The organism is Alishewanella maricola (genome assembly GCF_016343785.1).
GTDB classification, from domain to species: domain Bacteria; phylum Pseudomonadota; class Gammaproteobacteria; order Enterobacterales; family Alteromonadaceae; genus Alishewanella; species Alishewanella maricola.
The window spans coordinates 95,209-115,889 of sequence record NZ_JAEINI020000002.1 but is presented as its reverse complement, the minus strand read 5'-3'; the positions used below and the strand labels follow the sequence as shown (position 1 = coordinate 115,889).

Here is a 20,681-nt window from a genome sequence, read left to right as displayed (position 1 = left end):
TCTGCTTGCAATGTTCCTAAAACTGTATGCTTGCCCTAAATGTCGACAGTATCATCGCCCGGATGAGCTCTGGCAAACCACAGCAGATAGTAACATATCTATTATATGAAAAGACCGCTATTCGCCAAGTTGCGGATCGGTGTTGTGCTGGTAGCGCTTAACGTGAAAACGCCTTGCAGAAGAACCGCAAGGCGTATTGAAGCCTAACCGTTAAACTTTACCCTTACGCCGGCATTAACAATAAAGCCATCGTTACGCGACCAAATATCCGTGGTCCACTGACCGCTCGCGGCTCTGCTGGGCAGGATCATGGGGTGTTGGTCGGTTTGTTTTACATCGAGCAAGTTCTCTAAATTTACAAACCAGCTGAATTGCCCCACGGTGATTTCGCCCATTAAGCCTAGATGCCAATAGGGCGTTGAAGAATCAGTGAAGGGGTTGTCGTTTAAGCGTTGTACACCCGTGTAGTAGGCTTCAAAGCCCGCTCTGAAACGACCATGTTGCTCCCACATGGCGACAAAGCCTGCTGAATGTTCGGGCGTTAGTGCAATTTTGCGCTGTTGAAGGGTATCAGCTTCGAGCTCGGTGGCATCAAGATAGAGATAGCTGGCGGTAAGCTTGATATCTTGCCAGTAATAACGCAGCAGTAGCTCGGAACCCCGAATTTTACTCCCTGCGCTATTATTGACTAATCTAACACCATTTAACACACCGTCATTAGCGCTTGCGTAAGACTCTAGGCCAATAGCATCATCAATATTAGCTGCGAATAACGTGATGCTGCTTTCGATATTTTCATGGGCATAGGTGATATCCAATGAGGCGGTTTGAGCGGTTTCAGCCTTCAGGTTGTTAATAGTATCGAGTCTTGATAACCCGGCGGCATCAATCTCCTCGACAAAAGGGGTTGGGGCAAAATAGCCTTTTCCATAAGAGGCTCGGATTGTTAGATCACCGGGACGATACAACAGCGATACTCTTGGGCTGAATTGGCTGCCAAATTCACTGTGCTCTTCTAAGCGGGCGCTTAGAGAAGTGCTAAATAATGAATTAAACGCATAATCAAATTGAGAAAATAAGCCTGGCACGGTGTAGTTGTAATCAAATTGCGCAAATGTTTCTGAGGCGAATTGCTCAGCTTGGTAAGCGGCACCAATAACCCAATCACTTTTATCACTGTAGCCGGCGATACTCGATTCTAACAAATAGCTTGCATGCTGATCTTTTTCTTGCACTAGCCCAAAGCTATGCTGATGTTGCTGCTGCATGGCTGAGCCACGGCTATTTAGGGTCAGGTTGTCAAATACCGGCATACTAAAGACGATGCCGCCATCTAGCCGCTCTGAATCTTGGGTTTGGCTAAAAGGGTTACCATCGCTGACGCTGCGCCCAGGCAGGGTGCCGCCTTGACGCTTTTCAGACATAACGCCAACCGTGGTATACAGCGTTGCTCCGGCATCTCCTTGCCAATAAAGTCTGGGCCTTGCGGTATAACGTTCATAACCGGGCAAATCAATCCAGCCATCTTGATCAACATCGGTGCTGGCTTGATGATGCGCCCCAGCGGTTATCGAGCCTTGTAGGCTTGAGGTCAAGGGCGTTTCAAGGTAGGTGGTAATATCTTGGCCATCGCGGCTGGTGGCATTTAGTAATACTTCACCTTGCAACGACTCTCCTGGTGTTCTTGATACCAGATTAATTACGCCGCCCATCGCCGAGCCGCCATATAAAGACGAAGCCGAGCCTTTAATGATTTCTACTCGTTTTAGATCGGTTGGCGGTATTTGCAACAAGCCAATTGAGGAAGCCTGATTACCATAAAGCGGTAAACCATCGGCTAACAGTTGGGTATAGCGGCCATATAGCCCTTGCAGGCGGATATTGGCACTGCCCAGCGCAGGTGACGTTGTTTGTACACGCACACCGCCTGTTTCGGCAACCAGCATGGAGATATTGCCAGGCCGCATAGCCGCTTTTTCTTCAATTTCTTCACGGTTGATCAGCTCAACACGGATCGGTTGCTCATCGGCAATGCGTCCGCTGCGAGTCGCCTGTACCACGATTTTTTCAATATCCTCGTGATGCTCATGCTCATCCATATGCGAGTCGGCATGCTCATGCTCGTCTGCGTGTTTATCTGCATGGCTGTCATGGTGTTCGTCAGGGTGTTGATCCAGCGCCGTCTCTGGGTGAGCTTTAGGCTTGGCTGACTGCGGCTGCTGACGAGCATTATGCTCTGCTGTAACAGCAGCAGCGGCTTGTGCTGCATGGCTAATACCGTGAACACTGAGCGATAACAGCAACAGGGTTGCAGGTGTCATTTTGGACATTTAATCTCCTTATCTAACGAGAAAAACGACTATTTTTGCAAGAATATCAGCGGCTTTATTGAAATTAGCTTGTGCTGTGATAGCTTGCAGCTTAAAGCTTACCGTTACTGGAAGGTCAAGATGAAAATTAGTGAACTGGCCGAAGCCAGTCAGGTCCCAGCAAAAACCATTCGCTACTATGAAAGTATTGGCCTGTTGAGTACAGCGGTACGGCAGGCCAACGGTTATCGGTATTACCATTCAGCAGATATAGAAACACTGGTTTTTATCCGTCGTTGTCGAGAGCTGAATATCTCAATTGACGATATCAAGCAGTTGGTTAGCGTGCAGCGAGATCCGAAGGCGTCATGTGCCACCGTTGACAGCATTATTAGCGAACAACTGGCCAGAGTGCGACAAACTCAGCGCGAGCTGGCAAAGTTAGAACACACGCTAGAGGCACTGGTCACCTCGTGTCGTAGCGAACAGATCCAAGATTGCTGCATTTTACAAAGCCTACGCGCCACCGATGGGGCATGATCTGACTGAGCGCTCGCATCACAGCGTGCTAAGGAGTTGGCGCAGCCTGAATGGCGGAATAAAACATGAATTATTCTGTTTTTTGTTTGAAGTCACAAAGGTCTTCAATAATACAAGAACCACAGCGAGGTTTTCTGGCGGTGCAGGTGTAGCGACCATGCAAGATCAACCAGTGATGCAGATCAAACATAAATTCAGATTTTTGCGGGGTGTTTTTTATAATGCTCTGTTCAGTGGCCTCAACGGTGTTGCCTTTGGCATAGCCGGTGCGATTAGCAACCCGCTGAATATGCGTATCAACCGCGATAAAATAATGGCCTTCATTGTCTTTCAGTAAACCAAAACCGGTATTAAGCACCACATTGGCTGTTTTGCGACCCACCCCAGGCAGTGCTTCTAAGGCCGCGCGGTTTTGCGGCACTTCACCACCATGCTGTTCAACCAAAATACGACAGGTTTTAATGACATTTTCAGCCTTGGTATTAAACAAGCCGATGGTTTTAATATAGTGCTTTACGCCCTCAACATTCAGATCAAGCATGGCTTGTGCGGTGCGGGCAACCGGAAATAACTGCCGTGTGGCTTTATTGACGCCAACGTCGGTCGCCTGTGCCGATAGCAATACCGCGATAAGAAGCTCAAAGGGTGAACTGTATTCAAGTTCGGTCTTCGGATGCGGATTGGCCTCGCGCAGCCGAGTGAGCATGGCAATACGTTTTTGTTTATTCATACTATCGCTCTGGTTATTGTGGGCTGCCGGTTACGCGGGCCCGAGCAATATCCCCTTTTTTGACAACTTTTTTACTGGCGTAATGCTGATCGATACTATTTTTTAATGCGATAAGTAAGCCCATACCAATAAAAGCGCCTGGCGGTAGAATAGCCAGTAAAAAATGGCTATCGCTTTGAAATAACTGTAAATGCAAGCCGCTAGCCCAACTGCCTAACAATAAATCAGCCCCGGCAAATAAACTGCCTTGGCCTAAGATTTCGCGTAGGGCGCCTAACACTAGTAACACCAGTAAAAAGCCTAAACCCATCATCAGTGCATCCAGCGCTGAGGGCAGTACTGCATTTTTTGAAGCAAAGGCTTCTGCCCGGCCAATAATGGCGCAGTTGGTGACAATCAGCGGAATAAAAATGCCTAAGGATTGATACAAACCAAAGGTAAACGCATTCATCAGCAATTGTACGGCAGTGACAAAGGTGGCGATAATCATCACAAAAATCGGGATACGAATTTCATTAGGCACGTGGCTACGGATCGACGACACCACGATATTCGAGCCGAGTAACACTAACAAGGTTGCCAAGCCTAAACCTAGCGCATTGATTACGGTGTTGGTCACCGCGAGCAACGGGCAAAGCCCCAATAATTGCACTAAGCCAGGGTTGTTTTTCCATAATCCTTGTAGCGTCAGTTCTTTAAATAGGCTCATGGGGTTAACTCACAATTTGTGGCGGCATGGGCCAGTTCAGGGTGCTGCTGCACATAGTTAGCGGCCCGATACACGGCGTTAATCACGGCGCGCGGCGTAATGGTTGCACCCGTAAATTGATCAAAATCGCCACCATCTTTTTTAACAGCCCAGTGCTTAGCCTCAGCAGGTGTGGCGGCTTTGCCACTGAAACTGTAGATCCAGTTACTGCGTCTGGTTTCAATTTTATCACCTAAGCCCGGTGTTTCCTGATGGTTTAAAACGCGCGTACCAAGCACGGTGCCGGTTGGGCTAATGGCAACAATAAGCTCAATATTACCGCTGTAACCGTCTGGAGCGGTGACATCAAGCACATAGGCACGAAGTTGGTCATCTTCTTGCCAACGATACACGCGCTGCGCCTTACCGCCAAGATCGTCTGGTGCATTAACCAGCGTACAATTGGCCAACAGTGCCCGCGTTTGCTTTACTTCAGGTAACACTTCACTGAGAATCGCCAGTTGGCTTAAACGACGCTGCTCGGCAATTTTTGGCTTCGTTAATAAATGTAAACTGCCTAAAATGACCACACAAATAATCGCAACCAACGCTAGGGCTAAGGCATTTTTACTGACCATACGGATCATTTGGTTGCTCCTTTGGCTTTGTGGCCATAGGTACGCGGACGAGTATAATAGTCGATCAGCGGCACACACATATTGGCCAGTAACACCGCAAAAGCAATCGCGTCAGGATAACCGCCAAAGCTGCGGATTAAATAAATTAATAGACCAATTAACGCCCCGAACCATAAACGCCCCCGATCGGTGGTAGAGGCCGACACAGGATCGGTGGCGATGAAAAAGGCGGCTAACATGGTGCCACCGCTAAATAAATGAAACAGCGGGCTGGCAAAAGCATCCGGTGATGCTAACCAACTCAACATAGTAAACACAAACAAGCTGGTCAGAACTGCCACCGGAATGCGCCAAGTAATGACTTTTTGCTGGAGTAAAAATAAGCCTCCGGCAAGGTAAGCTAAATTGACCCATAACCAGCCTGAGCCGGCAAAGCTTAGATAAACTGGCTTCTGCCAGCTTTCGGTTAAGGTTAAGCCTTGAGCCAGATCAGTACGTAGGGTATCCAGTGGTGTGGCTAAGGTGATGCCATCCACGCTAAGTTGCATCTGGCTTAAACTAAAGCCACCGCAGCTAAATTGGGTAAAGATGGTACAAATGGCATCTAATGGGCTGATGGTTACCGATTGTAAGGGCAAAGGCGGTAGCCACTGTGTCATCTGTACCGGGAAGGATATTAATAACATGACATAGGCTGCCATGGCCGGATTAAACAGATTATGCCCTAAACCGCCATACAGTTGTTTGACCATGATGATGGCAAAAGCGGTGCCAATAACAATTAACCACCAAGGCGCAAAAGGTGGAATAGCCACAGCGAGCAACACGGCTGTCACTAAAGCACTGTGATCCATTAAGCGCGGTCTGATGGCTTTATGGCGCAAGCTTAATATCATTGCCTCTGCCAACCAGGCGGTAGCAATCGCCAGCACCAATTGCACGAGCACACCATAGCCAAAAAACACGGCTTGTACGGCGATCCCTGGAATACAGGCAATCGCTACCAACTGCATTAAGCTGGCCGTACTTCGTCGATTGTGATGATGCGGCGAACTGGCAATTTTAAAACTCATGCAGAGTCACCTTTTGTTTTCGCTAATTCAGCCTGGGCATTCTCGTCGTGCTCAGAGGCAAACCTCGTATCGGCTGCGGCTTGTTGTTTACGGGCTTTAGCGCGTGCTAAAGCGGCGGCAACCGCGTCTTTACGCGGATCATCTTGGCTTGGCGTGTTTTCTAATGCAGCCTCGCTGCAAGCGGCTGTCTCATCGTTGTTTTCTAAAGCGCTGTTTTGTTCAGCTTCAGCGCCCTGCTGCTGTTTACGTGCTTTGGCACGTGCTAAAGCGGCGGCAACCGCGGCTTTACGCGGATCATCCTCGCTTGGCGGCTTATCTGAAGCAGCCTTGCTGCTAGCGACTGCCTCACCATTGTTTTCTAAAGCGCTGTTTTGTTCAGTTTCAGTGCCATGCTGCTGTTTACGCGCTTTGGCGCGTGCTAAAGCGGCGGCAACCGCGGCTTTACGCGGATCATCCTCGCTTGGCGGCTTATCTGAAGCCGCCTCGCTGCTAGCGGCTGTCTCACCGTTGTTTTCTAAAGCGCTGTTTTGTTCAGTTTCAGTGCCATGCTGCTGTTTACGCGCTTTGGCGCGTGCTAAAGCGGCGGCAACGGCGGCTTTACGCGGATCGTCTTGGCTTAATGCCTTATCCGCATGGTTTTGTGTGGCTTGGCTGTCAGTTACCGCTGGTGCACTTGCGCTGCTCTGTGCAGTCTCAGTGGTATGTTGTTGTTGCCGTGCTTTGGCTCGCGCAATAGCCGCTGCGACTGCGGCTTGGCGTGGATCGGTTGCTGTAGCGTCGAGATTTTGACTTGCTGACTGACTTTGCGCACCAGACTCGGCATCGGTATGTGCTGCCGCAGCTTGTTGCGCTTGATACGCACGCGCTTGTTGTTTTTTCACTTCGCGTTCAGCCACGATATCCGCATGCGAACGCTGTGCTGTTTCGGTAGCATTTTGCTGTTTGGCTTTAATGCGCTCAAGTGCTGCGGCAACCGAATTGCTGCCGGCATTTTGTTGTTGAGACTGTTGCCGTGCCGCAGCCAGCTGTTGATTTTTAGCCAGGCGTGCTTGTTTTTCCGCCTCCAGCCTGGCATTGCGTGCTTCAAAACGCGCTTTTGCTTGTTCGGCTTTTAGTACTTCACGCTGCTGCTCACGGATATCGGCTTTGGCAATACGGTAATACTGCACTAATGGGATTTCACTTGGGCAAACGTAAGCGCAGGCACCGCATTCAATACAATCGGCCAGATTATACTCTTTGAGTTTGTCATGATCTTTGGCTTTGCTATACCACAGCAATTGTTGTGGTAATAACGTAGCGGGGCAAGCATCAGCACAAGCGCTACAACGTATGCAATCTAATTCTGGCCCTGCGTTGGGTAATTCAGTATGGCTGGGCGCTAAAATGCAGTTAGTGGTTTTTACAACGGGCACGGCTAGGTCGGGCAGGGTAAAACCCATCATCGGCCCGCCCATAATCACTTTTTGTTCCAGTTCGGCCTGATAACCACAAAAATCTAATAAGGCCGCAACAGGTGTGCCGATTAACGCCTGCACATTTTGTGGCCGCTGCAAGGTTTCCCCGGTGACGGTAACAATACGCGAAATTAACGGATGATCGTCTAACACCGCTTGCGCGATAGCAAAGGCGGTGCCGATATTCTGCATCACAATACCGATGTCGGCAGGGCGACGGCCCGCTGGCACTTCTTTGTTAGTCAGTAATTGGATCAGTTGCTTTTCACCGCCTGAGGGGTACTTAACCGGCACTTCTCGAACATAGTAATGTTCGCGTTGGCTACATGCCGCGCGCATACCGGCTGCCGCAATCGGCTTATCGGCTTCAATACCAATTAATACGGCTTTTGGGTTGAGCAGCTTGCACAGAATATCAATGCCTTTGACGATGGTCGTTGGCGCTTCTTGCATCAGTGCATCATCAGCGGTGATATAGGGTTCGCATTCAACGGCGTTGATAATTAAATAATCGACCGGTTGGTGCAAGCCTGCTTTTATATGGGTGGGGAAGCCCGCACCGCCCATACCGGCAATACCGCTGTCTTGAATGCGCTCTAAAAGGGTATGGGTATCCGCTGTGGCAAAGTTTAGTGGCTCCCGCTCACGCCACTCATCTAAGCCATCGGGCTCAATGACGATGACGCTTTCAGGTAAGGCCGATGGATGTGGGCTGGTGTGATCGGTAATAGCGATAATCATCCCCGATGTCGGCGCATGCACGGGCACCGTCATGGAGTTATCGGCAGCGGTGAGTGCTTGGCCTTTGAGCACGCGCTCACCTACGCCCACCAGCAATTGGCCCGCAACACCAATATGCTGGCGTAGTGGAATGTAAAGCCGCTCTGGAAGCGACATGCTAATGATCGGCTTTTCGCTGGTTACCGCTTTACGCGTAGGGGGATGCACACCACCATGAAAGTCCCATAGCGCGCCGGCTTGAATTTGTTGAAATAAACTTGGCACCGTTGGGTTACTCCACCACTTTTACCGGGATTGCCTGTAAATCCCATTTCCAGCGCTCAGCGGTCACCGGAACAGGGATCATATCAATACAATCAACCGGGCAAGGTTCAACACACAGATCACAGCCCGTACATTCATCAACCAGTACGGTATGCATTAATTTGGACGCGCCAACTATGGCATCGACGGGGCAGGCTTGAATACATTTGGTACAGCCAATGCACTCATCTTCGCGAATAAAAGCCACACGTTTTACCGCAGGCTCTTGCGCGGCATTTAACGGTTTCGCTTCAACGCCCATCAGCTCGGACAGTTTTTTTATAGTGGCATCGCCACCCGGAGGGCATTTGTTAATGTCATCGCCATTGGCAATTGCTTCTGCATAGGGGCGACAGCCAGGATAGCCACATTGGCCACACTGAGTTTGCGGTAAAATGTCATCAATTTGCTCGACCAAGGGGTCGCTTTCCACTTTAAAGCGAATAGCCGAATAGCCGAGTAAAGCACCGAACAATAACGCCAGTACACCCAGTGCGATGAGTGCGGTAATAATAGTCATACCGATTTCACCAAGCCACTAAAGCCCATAAAGGCCAGGGACATTAAACCTGCGGTGATCATCGCAATGGCCGCACCCTTAAAAGGTACCGGCACATCGGCTGCCGCTAAGCGCTCACGCATAGCGGCAAATAAGATCAACACTAACGAAAACCCAGCGGCAGCGCCAAAGCCATATAATGCGGAATTAATAAAATTATGCCGTGCATTAACATTTAATAAGGCCACGCCTAATACCGCACAATTAGTGGTGATCAGCGGTAAAAAGATGCCTAATAACCGATATAAATTAGGACTCGTTTTGTGCACGACCATTTCGGTAAATTGCACGACCACGGCAATCACCAAAATAAAGCTCAGGGTTCGTAAATACAATAGATCTAACGGCGCGAGTACATAGCTGTCAACAAGATAGCTACTGATAGAAGCCAGTGTCAGTACAAAGGTGGTCGCTAAAGACATACCAATGGCGGTTTCTAACTTGCCTGACACGCCCATAAAGGGACAAAGCCCAAGAAATTTAACCAGGACAAAGTTATTGACCAATACTGTACTTACAAGGAGTAATAAAAATTCAGTCATAGGGTTACGTTATAGGGTTCTCAGTGCGTATTATGCCGTTAGCCTGTATGGCATACAACCTGATAAAAGTAAGGGCTTTTGCTATGCAGAAGCCCTTAACTGTAAAACTTTGCTGGCAGCCGCCACACGGCATGGGGTATTACATGGGGCTAGGTTTGCCGATGTAATAGCCTTGGTTGCCGTCAATAAACAACGATTCCAGCATGTGTTTTTCTTCCTGCGTTTCAACGCTTTCAGCAAACACACCCACACCAATGCGGTGTGCTAAATCGATCATTAAACGCATAAAATACTGATTGTTTTTATCTTCATTGATATGGCGGGTGTAGCTGCCATCCATTTTCACATAATCGGGTTTTAAATCGCGGAAGAATTTAAATGAGGTAATACCCACACCAAATTTCTCAACGGTAATACGTGAACCGGCACGATGTAGCATGTCGATAAAACGTTTACTGGTTTTCAGATTTTGTTGTAAACCAAATTCGCTGACTTCAAACACCAATTTAGCGGCAATATTGGCATCTTTTAGCAAGCGCCGTTCTAACCAGATCACAAATTGATCATCATGCACACTGCGTGGCGAAAGATTTATACCAAAATACTGGTCATGCATGCTTTTGGTTTTGATCGTCGTCAAAGAGGTTTCAACAATTAAACGATCAATGGCAATAATTTTGTCCAGTTTCTCTGCCATGGCTAAGAAAGAAGCCGTAGGCAGCGTTTGCTCTTCATGCGTTTTAAAGCGCACCAGAATTTCGGAATAGGCTTTAGCTGCGCGCGAAGACGGCATGATATGTTGAACTAATAACGTTAACCGATTATTTGCGATCACATCGTCAATCACATTACGCCAATTTTGATTGCCGTAACTGTTACCCGCACTGTCTAAGCCACTGCTTTCTTTTTGTAAGTGCCAGGCATTCGGCTGTTTAGTTTGCGCTAAACTGATAGAGGTATCGGCACTGGCCAATAACTCACCTAAGGCTTTGCCATTTTCATAGCTGACTAAACCGGTGTAGGCTACCGAGTCAAGTTCAGAAAGTTTTTGAAACTCATTAAAGCGGCTTTGTAATTGCAGGGCAAAGTTTTCTGCTTCTTTAGGTGTCACTTTTGGCATTAAAATACCAAAGTCAGAACCATTTAAACGGAATAATTTGCTATCGCGATAGGTTGCGATTACCCGTTTAAGAATATCTGACACTTCTTTGATGTATTGATCACCCTCATGGAAGCCACGGGTTTGGTTAATACTTTGCAATTCGGTACAGCGGGTAATACCAAAAATACCATAGTTGGCTTGGCTGGTATTAGTAAAATGCTCTTCATAGTTTTGCACAAAGCGATTACGGTTTGGCAGACCTGTCACTGCATCTTTATAGGCTTCTTCTGCAATAAGTTGGGCATCAGCTTTCATTTTTTCAGCTTGTTGCTGGGTATATTGCGTTAACTTGCGTAATGAAATACTGATTTCAGAAAACTCAGCAGGGAGTTCACTGTTTTCTGTTTTTGTTTGTTGATTGTCTGATAAGAACGCCTCGATGGTCTCGTTCACCACTCTAGAGATACGACGATACTTGCGTTGCAAACTGTTTTTGATAATGAGCACTGGCAACATAAACAGAATGAAAGGGCTACCAACCAGCACGAATAAAAAATATTGCATGCCTTTTAAGGTGGCGCGGTGATCTAACTCATAACGCACCAGCACGTCTTGTTGTTCATCTTTGATGGTCACGGTATCGTCTACTTTACCGGCTAGCGCAAAAAGCTGACTAATAAAGCTGGCTTGATAAGCATTATTGCTTTGTTCATATAAAATGGTGCCATCTAAACGTCTGACTTGTAGGCTTTTTAATTTAAAGCTGCGGTCTAGTTGACGGCTTAATGATTTACCATCTGCGGTAACATGGGTTGCGATGGTTTGCTCTATGGCAAGTTTGGCTGTATTTTCTTGTAATATGAGTTGGTTTTTGCCGTAATAGAGGAAACCAACCAGCAAGACAATTACTAGCAGAGTCGCAGAGACTAACTGTGCTGTAAGTAACGTTCGAAAGTTTTTCATCATTCCTAGACCACCAATCAATATTGCATCCATTATAAAAGCGCAAATGTGGCTTTTATCACGCAACTCACTGTGCCTATTAAAGCAAAAAAATCTTTAAAAATAAATAAATAACACGCAAATGTCAGATTATAAAACACAGGGGGTAAAAGGAGTATAACAGAAAAATTGTGGCTCCCCAGACTGGACTCGAACCAGTGACCTACGGATTAACAGTCCGCCGCTCTAACCAACTGAGCTACTAGGGAACAAAAAGGTATGCAGAGATTTGGCTCCCCAGACTGGACTCGAACCAGTGACCTACGGATTAACAGTCCGCCGCTCTAACCAACTGAGCTACTAGGGAAGGGTGATACATTCGTTAAATATTGCTGTTGGCTCCCCAGACTGGACTCGAACCAGTGACCTACGGATTAACAGTCCGCCGCTCTAACCAACTGAGCTACTAGGGAACAGCATTCAACGGGGCGCAATACTAATGCCACCTTAGGAGACTGTCAACACTTTGCAGAGCTGATTTTTACAGAAGTGGTTTACTTGCATATAGTTTCGCCAAAATGCACATTTTCAATACGAATCGAGGAGCGATGACGGGTCATTCAGATGGCAATGACCGCAACACCTTAGCCAATAAGCCTTGTACAGAGTTATCCACGGAAGCTGTGGATAACTCTGTGAATGACTGGTTGCTTAATCGAGCAAAGCCTTGTCATTGCTTAATTTCATCGTGGTCAATAGCTTTGCGATAAAAATTTTTTGTGTTAAATTTCAGTTACTTATGATTTTTTGAGCGGATTGTGCTTTTTAAGTGCAGTTTTTGTTTACTGCCTGTCCGATCCGCTTGCCATTGTGCACTGTTTTTGTGAGTTTCAGGTCATTCATGCCACTAAACCGGTAATTTGGCTTATTCGACGACGAGCATGGTGCTGACTCGCGCTTTTCTCTACAATAGAGACTGACTTTTCTGACATCGTAAGAAGCAGTTATCTTTGATGAGCACGAATCCACTGTTAACAGCCAGCATGGCTCCCTTATTAAAACGTCTGACTTGGCCAGTGATGGGCGGGATGTTGACGCTAATGAGTTTTAACCTGGTCGATACCTTTTTTATTAGCTTACTAGGAACTCAGCAACTGGCGGCAATCAGTTTTACCTTTCCGGTTACCTTTACCTTAATCAGTTTAGCGATTGGTTTAAGCATTGGTACTTCAGCCATTATTGCCAAAGCTCTGGGGGCAGGGCAAACCGACACGGCGCGGGCCGACAGTTTAGCGGCTTTATGGCTGTCGGCGATTTTAGTCAGTATTCTCGCCTTGCTGGGCTATCTTTTGTTAGAGCCGCTGTTTTTTTTGTTGGGGGCGACGCCAGAGATCTTTGCTTATATTGAACGCTACATGCTGATTTGGCTGGCGGGGTCGATTTTGTTAGTGACACCCATGGTCGGCAATGCCATTTTACGCGCAGCTGGTGATACAAAGATCCCCAGTCTAGTGATGGCCGGCAGCGGTGTGATTAATGCGATTTTGGATCCGATCTTGATTTTTGGTATTGGCCCTATCCCTGCTATGGGGATCAGTGGGGCTGCCATTGCGACGGTCATCTCTTGGTTAGCTGGCTTTGTGTTTATTCTATATTGGCTCAGTGTTAAGCGCGGTTTATTAACGGCCTGGATATTACCTTGGGGTTTGTTTGGTCAGATCTGTCGTAAAATTTTGCACATTGGTCTACCGGCTGCCGGCGCCAACATGCTCACGCCGGTGGCGATGGCGATTCTCACGGCGATTATGGCTTCTTATGGTCCAGAAGCCGTCGCGGCCTTTGGCGTGGGAGCACGGATTGAGAGTATTGCTTCGTTAGTGGTGTTAGCGTTATCGATGACCCTGCCACCGGTGATTAGTCAAAACTTTGGGGCATCGCGTTTTGATCGTGTCAAAGAGGCTTATCAGTTATGTTGTCGTTTTGTGATGTTTTGGCAAGCCGGTACTTATCTTATCTTAGCGCTACTGGCTTATCCGATTGCCGCTATGTTCACGGATAATGCAGACGTCGCCAGTTATTTACGTTGGTTTATCTGGCTGATGCCTTTGGCTTATGGCTTACAAGGCATCATCATTTTAACCAATTCTTCTTTTAATGCGTTGCATTTACCGGCGAAAGCCGTGGTACTTAGCGTGATCCGTTTGTTTGTTTGCTATGTACCCCTTGCTTGGCTTGGCGGCGTTGTGTTTGGCGTGGTCGGCATTTTTATTGGATGCATTCTTGCTAATTTGCTTACGGCTGCCGTGGCTTATTATTGGTTTAACCGAGTGCAGCAACGCTATTTGTTATAGGAAACACCATGTCACGTGCTTTTGAACTGGTATCAGATTATCAACCGGCTGGCGACCAACCTGGCGCGATCGAAAAGCTGGTCAGCGGCTTAGAGAGTGGCCTAGCGCATCAAACGTTATTAGGTGTCACCGGCTCAGGTAAAACCTTTACGATGGCCAATGTGATTGCTCAAGTGGGCCGACCAACGCTAATTATGGCACACAATAAAACACTCGCCGCGCAGCTTTACGGCGAGATGAAAGCGTTTTTCCCGCATAATGCCGTTGAATATTTCGTGTCTTATTATGATTATTATCAGCCTGAAGCCTATGTACCCTCGACGGATACCTTTATTGAAAAAGATGCGTCGATAAATGAGCATATTGAGCAAATGCGCCTGTCTGCGACCAAAGCGCTGATGGAGCGTCGTGATGTGGTGATTATCGCATCGGTGTCGGCCATTTATGGTTTGGGCGATCCGCAGTCTTATATGCAAATGCTGTTGCATTTAAAGCAAGGCGATATTATTGACCAGCGCTTTATCTTAAGGCGCTTGGCCGAACTGCAATACAGCCGAAATGATCTGGCCTTTGAGCGTGCCACTTATCGGGTACGCGGTGATGTGATTGATGTGTTTCCGGCAGAGTCGGAAGAGATTGCTGTTCGTATCGAATTATTTGATGAAGAAATTGAACGTATCAGTTTATTCGACCCGCTCACCGGAGCGGTGGAAAAAATTGTGACGCGCTATACCATCTATCCTAAAACGCACTATGTCACACCCAGAGAGACGATTCTAAAAGCCGTAGAGCAAATCAAGGTTGACCTTGCTGAGCGTCGTCAGCAGTTACTCAGTGCCAATAAACTGGTTGAAGAGCAGCGTTTAGCGCAGCGCACGCAGTTTGATATCGAAATGATGATTGAATTAGGCTATTGCTCGGGTATTGAAAACTATTCGCGCTATTTATCGGGCCGTGGTGATGGTGCACCACCACCGACCTTACTGGAATATTTTCCAGACGATGGTTTAATGTTTATTGATGAGTCGCACGTCACCATTTCGCAAATTGGCGCGATGTATAAGGGCGACCGCTCACGGAAAGAAAACTTGGTTAACTATGGTTTTCGCTTACCTTCTGCTTTAGATAACCGGCCGCTGAAGTTCGAAGAGTTTGAAATGATCGCACCGCAGCGCATTTATGTCTCGGCCACACCGGCGGCTTATGAGTTAGAACACTCTCATGGCGAAGTAATTGAGCAGGTGGTGCGGCCAACGGGCTTGATTGATCCGATTATTGAAATTCGCCCCGTCGCAACGCAAGTTGATGATTTAATGTCGGAAGCGATGCAGCGCGCTGCGCGACAAGAGCGGGTGCTGGTGACAACCCTGACCAAAAAGATGGCGGAAGATCTTACCGAGTACTTAACTGAACATGGTATTCGTGTGCGTTATTTACACTCTGATATCGATACCGTCGAGCGCATGGAAATTATTCGTGATTTACGCTTAGGGATCTTCGATGTTTTGGTGGGTATCAATTTGCTGCGAGAAGGTCTGGATATTCCTGAGGTGTCATTAGTGGCCATTCTTGATGCAGATAAAGAAGGTTTTTTACGCTCAGAGCGTTCGTTAATTCAAACCATAGGTCGTGCGGCGCGAAACTTAGCAGGACGGGCGATTTTATATGCTGATCGCATTACCAATTCTATGCGCAAAGCGATTGATGAAACGGATCGTCGGCGCGATAAACAACTTGCCTTTAACGCTGAGCATGGTATTTCGCCCAAGGCGATTCTGAAGAAAGTAGCCGATGTGATGGATCTGGGGCAATCGCCACAAACCAAAAATATTGTATTGCGCCAAGTAGCTGAAACGAAAGCTTTCTTTAAAGGCAAAACGCCTTATCAAATGCAGGCTGAAATTAAACAGCTGGAACAAAAGATGCTGCAACATGCCCGGGATCTCGAGTTTGAACAAGCGGCAGCGCTGCGTGATCAGGTGCATAAAATCAAGCAACGCTTACTGGAATTACCGGAAAGTTAAACCCTTATGTTTGTCGCAATCGTTAACGGCGCTTACACGTTTAAGCGCCAATCATCCCAGGCTTGCTGCGCCAGCCGTTCTTGAAAAGCGGGCGCCGCAATGTTAATCAGCGCCTTGGCACGTTCAGTTAAACTTTTACCGCGAAGTTGAGCAATACCGTACTCGGTAACAATATAGTTAACATGAGCGCGGGTGGTAACCACTCCCGCACCGGGTGCCAATAAACTGCTGATGCGTGATACTGTGCCGCCCGCCGCGGTAGCGGGCAAGGCAATAATCGCGCGTCCCCCTTCGGATAAACTCGCGCCACGCACAAAATCCATTTGTCCGCCCACACCAGAGTAAATTTTGGTGCCCAGCGAATCGGCACACACTTGGCCGCTTAAATCGACTTGTAAAGCGCTATTAATCGCGACCACTTGCGGGTTTTGCCGAATAACCGCGGTATCGTTGGTGTACTCGACATCTAAAAAGACCACTTCGGGGTTGTCATCCAAATAGTTGTACAAGGCTTGAGAGCCCATCGCAAAAGTGGTAACAATTTTACCTCGATGTTTGCGTTTACGCTGATTATTGATGACGCCCGTTTGGATAAGCGGTAGCACCCCATCGGAAAACATTTCGGTATGAATACCTAAATGCTGATGTTGGCCTAAACAGGCCAGGGTGGCATCGGGTATGGCGCCAATACCCAGTTGTAAACAATCGCCATCGCGGATTAAGCTGGCGACATGTTGGCCAATTTGCTGGGTAATGGCATCCAGCGGCACGGGCAAATGTTGCGGTAGCGGGGCGCTGTACTCAACATAACGGTCAAATCGACTCAGATGCACAAAAGAGTCACCATGAGTTCTGGGCATTAACGGATTGATCCAGGCAATCACGCGTTTAGCCATTTGTAGGGCGGCACGCGTTGCTTCTACCGAGATCCCTAAACTGCAGTAGCCATGTTTATCTGGCGGAGAAACTTGGATTAATACCGCATCAAGCGGTTGTTCGCCGCTTCGAAATAATTTGGGGATTTCGGATAAAAATAGTGGGACATAATCGGCTAAGCCACATTGCACGGCCTGGCGCGTACTGCTCCCCACAAAAAAAGCCCGCTGACGTAAATGACCGCTCAGTTCCGGTGCGCACAATACTTCGCTATGCTCAGTATGTAATTGTAATAAGGTAAGATTGCGCCGGGATAACGCCACTGTGGCTAAAGCGTGCAATAAATAATAGGGTGTTGCCGCCATCGACTGACACCAAATAGTGTCGTTATCTTGCAAAATACTAAGGGCCTGTTCGGCGGTGGTGACGCGCATCGAGAACTCCGTTTTGCTGAAAAGTGCTCACTGCGCTGGCGCGTGCTTGTTTACATCACTGAGTTGCGTGATCATGCGCCAGTGCAGAGCAAAGAGGCCATTAACTTAGCACGGGATCACATCCACTGCGACTTGTAATTGATGGGCGCCACTGCCTTGCACTACGCCTTTTAATGGCACCACATCGGCATAATCACGACCAAAAGCCAAAGTCAGATGTTGCTGGCACGGTAATACGTTATTGGTCGGATCAAAATCAATCCAGCCGAGCTCTGGATCAAACACCGCAAACCACGCATGTGAAGCATCTGCGCCTTGCAATCGTGCTTGTCCTGGTGGCGGTTGTGTTTCGAGATAACCACTGACATAGCGACAAGGGATACCATTTGCCCGCAGGCAGCTGATGGCTAGCTGGGCAAAATCTTGGCAAACGCCGCGCCGATGTTGTAGCACCTCGGTAAGGGGGGTGACGACGGTAGTAAAGCCCGGTGTGTAGATAAAATGCTCAAAAATATACTGGTTTAAACATTCTACTAATTGCAACAGGGTTTGCTTAGGGGCGCGTAACGGCGGTAACAGCGCAGCGGTTTCAGTTAAAAATGGAGCGAGCTTACTGGCTTGGCAAAACAGTTTAGCTTGCATGGCCGCGGCTGTTAGGTTGCTATTTAAATAATGCTTTAGCTGTGGTATGTCCACACCGCTGCCGCTGTCGAGTAAAGCACTGTTGTGGCGCGGTAACACTTCAACTAAGGCTTCACTGCATACCTTTAGCTGTTGATGGGGGGGCTGTAAATGAATTAAATGTCGGGTATTACCAAAGTAATCCTGATATTGGCTGATGTGTCCCAGATCGGGCGTTAAACGGACACTGGCCTGGCTGACGTGTTGATAGGGTAATTGCCGCGGCATTAAACACGCGAGGTTGTAACTGTTCGCTACAGCATGTTCGTATTGATATTCGGTAAGGTGCTTGAGCTGGTAGTTCATGACATGGACCAAGGACTGCTTCGATGCGCATGGGTAAAGTAACACAGCGATAATTCGTTCGACAGTTGCCGTAACAAATACTGTAACTGACCAAGCTGGGCGTGCAAGGTTAAACAAGACGGATAATTAGCATCTAATTGTTGGGTACTGACTTGTTCTAATAGTTGGCTCAGCTCCGTGGTCAGCACGGGTAAATGCTGCCGATCCGCACTGGTTAATTCTGGTAAGGCTCGCGTTTGTCGATGTAATCGACTGATTTGATAGCCGACGGAGCGAGGTGTGGTGGTATCGAGTAACAGTAAGTCTAAAATCGCCATCGGGTTGAGCTCTGAGCGGTAGCGCCGTCGATAGGTCATCAAAGTATCGGCCATGCGTAATAAGGCTTCCATCACGCCTGCAGAGGGTAAATTTTGGCTGTAAATACGCTGCAACAATAAACTGGTTTGTAACGCGCGCTCGAGGTGCTGGCCAATATCCATAAAACGCAACGCTTGGGTGCGACTCATCGTTTCGTTATTCAGGCCATAAATCGCGGTTTGTAGTAATACCATCTCATCTAATAAATAAATAATGGTCATGGGCTGCTGTAAGTCTGGCGTTTGTGGCCATTGATAGACGGTAGCTTGTAACTTATCGAGTAACAGCCAGGTATCTTCACTAAAGTACTCACGCACAGATTGCGCGTTGTAAATCAAATTTTTCAGTAAGCCGATGACACTAAGTGGATTACTCGGAGAGAACAATTGCGCCAGTGCAACACTAATGGGCTCATTTACTTTGCGCGGTGGGCTGCCATTGGCCAACAAACAAAAATCGATAAAACAATAGAGCTGTTGTTCAGTTTGAGTAGCTTGAGTCGGGGGCAATAACGGCAGCGCAACCCGCAGTGCCCGAATTAATAAGTTTAAACGCTCGTTATAACGACCTAACCAAAATAAATGCTCAGCGACGCGACTGGGTAGCAAGCCCGCTTCACGTGATAACGGCATTGAATTGTAGCTCGGTTGCAGTAGGGATTCTGTGGGTTGATCCATGCCCAGTACCCAGACATCCTTACTTAACTCTGAGCCATCTTGGGCAATAACCGGTAATTGAATTTGACTCAGCTCACCTAAACGCGCAAAACCGCCAGGCAGCAGCAGCGGGGGGTGATTCGATTGGTACAAACTAAAGGTTCTAAGCACTGCTGGCAATTGCCAAGTTGGGTTTTGCTGATCATAGCAAGGCTGCATGTGTAACGACAATTTTTGCCGCGCGATAAAATCGGCAGGGCGCTGCAATAAGGCACAGGTGTTATCTGCCGCATATTGCTGCTGTGCGGATAGGTCATGCAGTAAAAATTGCTCTGGGTTTTTTAGTACCTGTTGCAAGGGTTGCGTTTCTTTGCACCAATAGGCTTTCACGGTATTGAGCAGCAGCGGCTTTTGCCAGAAGTAATCGGCCGCAGCCGTTAAAAACGGTAACAAGATACCGCTATCCAATAACGCGGTGCCGGGAGGGTTGGCACAAAACAGTTGCTGTTGCCGAATACTGTGTAACAGCCCTGCTACGCCAGCACCTTCACTGTCAAGTTCCAGCGGATCGGTTAAACGATCATCTAAAAAGCGCATCAAGGCACTGACCGGTTGCAAACCACTGAGTGTTTTTAACCAGATGCGTTGTTCGCTAAACATCAGATCGGCACCATGCACCAAAGCTAAGTCGAGATAGTTGGCTAAAAAGGCTTGCTCAAAGTAGGCTTCATCGCGCGCGCCATGAGTTAAGATAGCCGCAATGCCATTGCCTTGTTGCTGTAAAAAGAAACGCAGCTGCCGAAAAAAACCAGACAGATGAGCTTTAGCGCGCAGTTGTTGCAGCTCAGGAATACTCTGCTTTAATGCTAAACGATGTTCTAGCGCAAAACCTAAGCCAGCAGGTGCCTTACAGCTGTCGGCAAAGGCGCAAACCTGACCATGATGATCAAAGCCTAAATCGGTTGCCAGTAGCGGTAGCCATTGTTCAGGTTGCTGCACTAAGCCGGCACTTTCAAACAGAAACTGCGGGTTGGAAAACAAGAGTTCTGCGGGAATAATCCCGCTTTGTACTAACTGCTGCGGCCCATACAGATCTTGCAGGATCAAGGCGAGTAATTGATGGCGCTGCGCGATACCAGCCTGCACCTGTTGCCAATCTGCCGTACTGATTAACCACGGATACAAATCAAGTTTGCGCCCCGGTTTTTGCCAACGATCAAAGTTTGCGCCATTTTCGCGTAGCTGATGTTGAATATCATCATACCAACGGCTACGCAGCGCTAAAGGAAACTTAGCAAACCACGCCAAAAGCTGTTCGGTTGAGCTTGGCGGTGCATTCACTGCTGGCACGGCTACTCCTGCAAGCGCGATG

Annotated in this window: 14 protein-coding genes, 3 tRNA genes and 1 pseudogene; 3 read left to right on the top strand and 15 right to left on the bottom strand. The window is 47.9% G+C overall.

The annotated features are described in order from the left end of the window. Nucleotides 1–203: 203 nt before the first annotated feature. The gene (locus JAO78_RS03970) at nucleotides 204–2,330 is read right to left on the bottom strand and encodes a TonB-dependent receptor plug domain-containing protein (RefSeq protein ID WP_226750057.1); all 2,127 of its coding nucleotides are present in this window, start codon (nucleotides 2,328–2,330) and stop codon (nucleotides 204–206) included. A gap of 120 nt (nucleotides 2,331–2,450) precedes the next feature. On the opposite strand from JAO78_RS03970, the gene JAO78_RS03965 reads away from it, so the two are divergent. Further along, nucleotides 2,451–2,849, top strand: coding sequence for a MerR family transcriptional regulator (locus JAO78_RS03965; protein ID WP_226750056.1), 399 nt, complete (start codon nucleotides 2,451–2,453; stop codon nucleotides 2,847–2,849). A gap of 70 nt (nucleotides 2,850–2,919) precedes the next feature. Here JAO78_RS03965 and nth read toward each other — a convergent pair whose 3' ends face one another. The 11 genes from nth to JAO78_RS03910 form a co-directional block, all read right to left on the bottom strand. Beyond that, entirely contained in the window at nucleotides 2,920–3,579 is a 660-nt protein-coding gene (gene nth, locus JAO78_RS03960) for an endonuclease III (RefSeq protein WP_226750055.1), read from the bottom strand. A gap of 13 nt (nucleotides 3,580–3,592) precedes the next feature. Further along, nucleotides 3,593–4,288 (bottom strand): electron transport complex subunit E, encoded by a 696-nt coding sequence (locus JAO78_RS03955; RefSeq protein WP_226750054.1) that lies wholly within the window; start codon nucleotides 4,286–4,288, stop codon nucleotides 3,593–3,595. Beyond that, nucleotides 4,285–4,914, bottom strand: a complete 630-nt coding sequence (gene rsxG / locus JAO78_RS03950; RefSeq protein WP_226750053.1) for an electron transport complex subunit RsxG — start codon at nucleotides 4,912–4,914, stop codon at nucleotides 4,285–4,287. The genes JAO78_RS03955 and rsxG overlap by 4 nt, the downstream gene beginning before the upstream one ends. Continuing rightward, entirely contained in the window at nucleotides 4,911–5,978 is a 1,068-nt protein-coding gene (rsxD, locus tag JAO78_RS03945; RefSeq protein ID WP_226750052.1) for an electron transport complex subunit RsxD, read from the bottom strand. The genes rsxG and rsxD overlap by 4 nt, the downstream gene beginning before the upstream one ends. Next, the gene (rsxC, locus tag JAO78_RS03940; RefSeq protein WP_226750051.1) at nucleotides 5,975–8,440 is read right to left on the bottom strand and encodes an electron transport complex subunit RsxC; all 2,466 of its coding nucleotides are present in this window, start codon (nucleotides 8,438–8,440) and stop codon (nucleotides 5,975–5,977) included. The genes rsxD and rsxC overlap by 4 nt, the downstream gene beginning before the upstream one ends. Nucleotides 8,441–8,447: 7 nt before the next feature. After that, nucleotides 8,448–8,999 carry an electron transport complex subunit RsxB gene (rsxB, locus tag JAO78_RS03935; RefSeq protein ID WP_226750050.1) on the bottom strand — a complete coding sequence of 184 codons (552 nt, stop codon included), beginning with the start codon at nucleotides 8,997–8,999 and terminating at the stop codon, nucleotides 8,448–8,450. Next, a complete protein-coding gene (gene rsxA, locus JAO78_RS03930; protein ID WP_226750049.1) occupies nucleotides 8,996–9,580 on the bottom strand; it encodes an electron transport complex subunit RsxA in 585 nt (194 codons plus the stop codon). Before rsxA ends, rsxB begins: the two co-directional genes overlap by 4 nt. A gap of 139 nt (nucleotides 9,581–9,719) precedes the next feature. Beyond that, the gene (locus tag JAO78_RS03925) at nucleotides 9,720–11,648 is read right to left on the bottom strand and encodes an EAL domain-containing protein (RefSeq protein ID WP_226750048.1); all 1,929 of its coding nucleotides are present in this window, start codon (nucleotides 11,646–11,648) and stop codon (nucleotides 9,720–9,722) included. A gap of 168 nt (nucleotides 11,649–11,816) precedes the next feature. Beyond that, nucleotides 11,817–11,893, bottom strand: a tRNA-Asn gene (locus JAO78_RS03920). A gap of 21 nt (nucleotides 11,894–11,914) precedes the next feature. Continuing rightward, nucleotides 11,915–11,991: transfer RNA gene (locus tag JAO78_RS03915), tRNA-Asn, on the bottom strand. 29 nt (nucleotides 11,992–12,020) lie between these two features. Further along, nucleotides 12,021–12,097: transfer RNA gene (locus tag JAO78_RS03910), tRNA-Asn, on the bottom strand. Between the two features lie 540 nt (nucleotides 12,098–12,637). Here JAO78_RS03910 and JAO78_RS03905 point away from each other — a divergent pair. Next, a complete protein-coding gene (locus JAO78_RS03905) occupies nucleotides 12,638–13,975 on the top strand; it encodes an MATE family efflux transporter (protein ID WP_226750047.1) in 1,338 nt (445 codons plus the stop codon). A gap of 8 nt (nucleotides 13,976–13,983) precedes the next feature. Continuing rightward, nucleotides 13,984–15,999, top strand: coding sequence for an excinuclease ABC subunit UvrB (gene uvrB, locus JAO78_RS03900; protein ID WP_226750046.1), 2,016 nt, complete (start codon nucleotides 13,984–13,986; stop codon nucleotides 15,997–15,999). 32 nt (nucleotides 16,000–16,031) lie between these two features. Here uvrB and JAO78_RS03895 read toward each other — a convergent pair. From JAO78_RS03895 to JAO78_RS03885, 3 genes and pseudogenes are all read right to left on the bottom strand, one after another. Next, a pseudogene (locus JAO78_RS03895) lies at nucleotides 16,032–17,318 on the bottom strand (acetyl-CoA hydrolase/transferase family protein); the annotation flags it as partial. 96 nt (nucleotides 17,319–17,414) lie between these two features. Continuing rightward, nucleotides 17,415–18,296: a transglutaminase family protein gene (locus JAO78_RS03890; RefSeq protein WP_226750044.1), complete on the bottom strand. Its 882-nt coding sequence runs from the start codon at nucleotides 18,294–18,296 to the stop codon at nucleotides 17,415–17,417. Then, complete coding sequence (locus JAO78_RS03885; protein ID WP_226750043.1) at nucleotides 18,293–20,659, bottom strand: circularly permuted type 2 ATP-grasp protein; 2,367 nt, start codon at nucleotides 20,657–20,659, stop codon at nucleotides 18,293–18,295. Before JAO78_RS03885 ends, JAO78_RS03890 begins: the two co-directional genes overlap by 4 nt. Between the last annotated feature and the right edge of the window lie 22 nt (nucleotides 20,660–20,681).

What these genes read in the sequence shown, in the direction of transcription:
- JAO78_RS03970 (WP_226750057.1), bottom strand. Translation starts at nt 2,330, where the DNA reads ATGTCCAAAATGACACCTGCAACCCTGTTGCTGTTATCGCTCAGTGTT.
- JAO78_RS03965 (WP_226750056.1), top strand. Translation starts at nt 2,451, where the DNA reads ATGAAAATTAGTGAACTGGCCGAAGCCAGTCAGGTCCCAGCAAAAACC.
- nth (WP_226750055.1), bottom strand. Translation starts at nt 3,579, where the DNA reads ATGAATAAACAAAAACGTATTGCCATGCTCACTCGGCTGCGCGAGGCC.
- JAO78_RS03955 (WP_226750054.1), bottom strand. Translation starts at nt 4,288, where the DNA reads ATGAGCCTATTTAAAGAACTGACGCTACAAGGATTATGGAAAAACAAC.
- rsxG (WP_226750053.1), bottom strand. Translation starts at nt 4,914, where the DNA reads ATGATCCGTATGGTCAGTAAAAATGCCTTAGCCCTAGCGTTGGTTGCG.
- rsxD (WP_226750052.1), bottom strand. Translation starts at nt 5,978, where the DNA reads ATGAGTTTTAAAATTGCCAGTTCGCCGCATCATCACAATCGACGAAGT.
- rsxB (WP_226750050.1), bottom strand. Translation starts at nt 8,999, where the DNA reads ATGACTATTATTACCGCACTCATCGCACTGGGTGTACTGGCGTTATTG.
- rsxA (WP_226750049.1), bottom strand. Translation starts at nt 9,580, where the DNA reads ATGACTGAATTTTTATTACTCCTTGTAAGTACAGTATTGGTCAATAAC.
- JAO78_RS03925 (WP_226750048.1), bottom strand. Translation starts at nt 11,648, where the DNA reads ATGATGAAAAACTTTCGAACGTTACTTACAGCACAGTTAGTCTCTGCG.
- JAO78_RS03905 (WP_226750047.1), top strand. Translation starts at nt 12,638, where the DNA reads ATGAGCACGAATCCACTGTTAACAGCCAGCATGGCTCCCTTATTAAAA.
- uvrB (WP_226750046.1), top strand. Translation starts at nt 13,984, where the DNA reads ATGTCACGTGCTTTTGAACTGGTATCAGATTATCAACCGGCTGGCGAC.
- JAO78_RS03890 (WP_226750044.1), bottom strand. Translation starts at nt 18,296, where the DNA reads ATGAACTACCAGCTCAAGCACCTTACCGAATATCAATACGAACATGCT.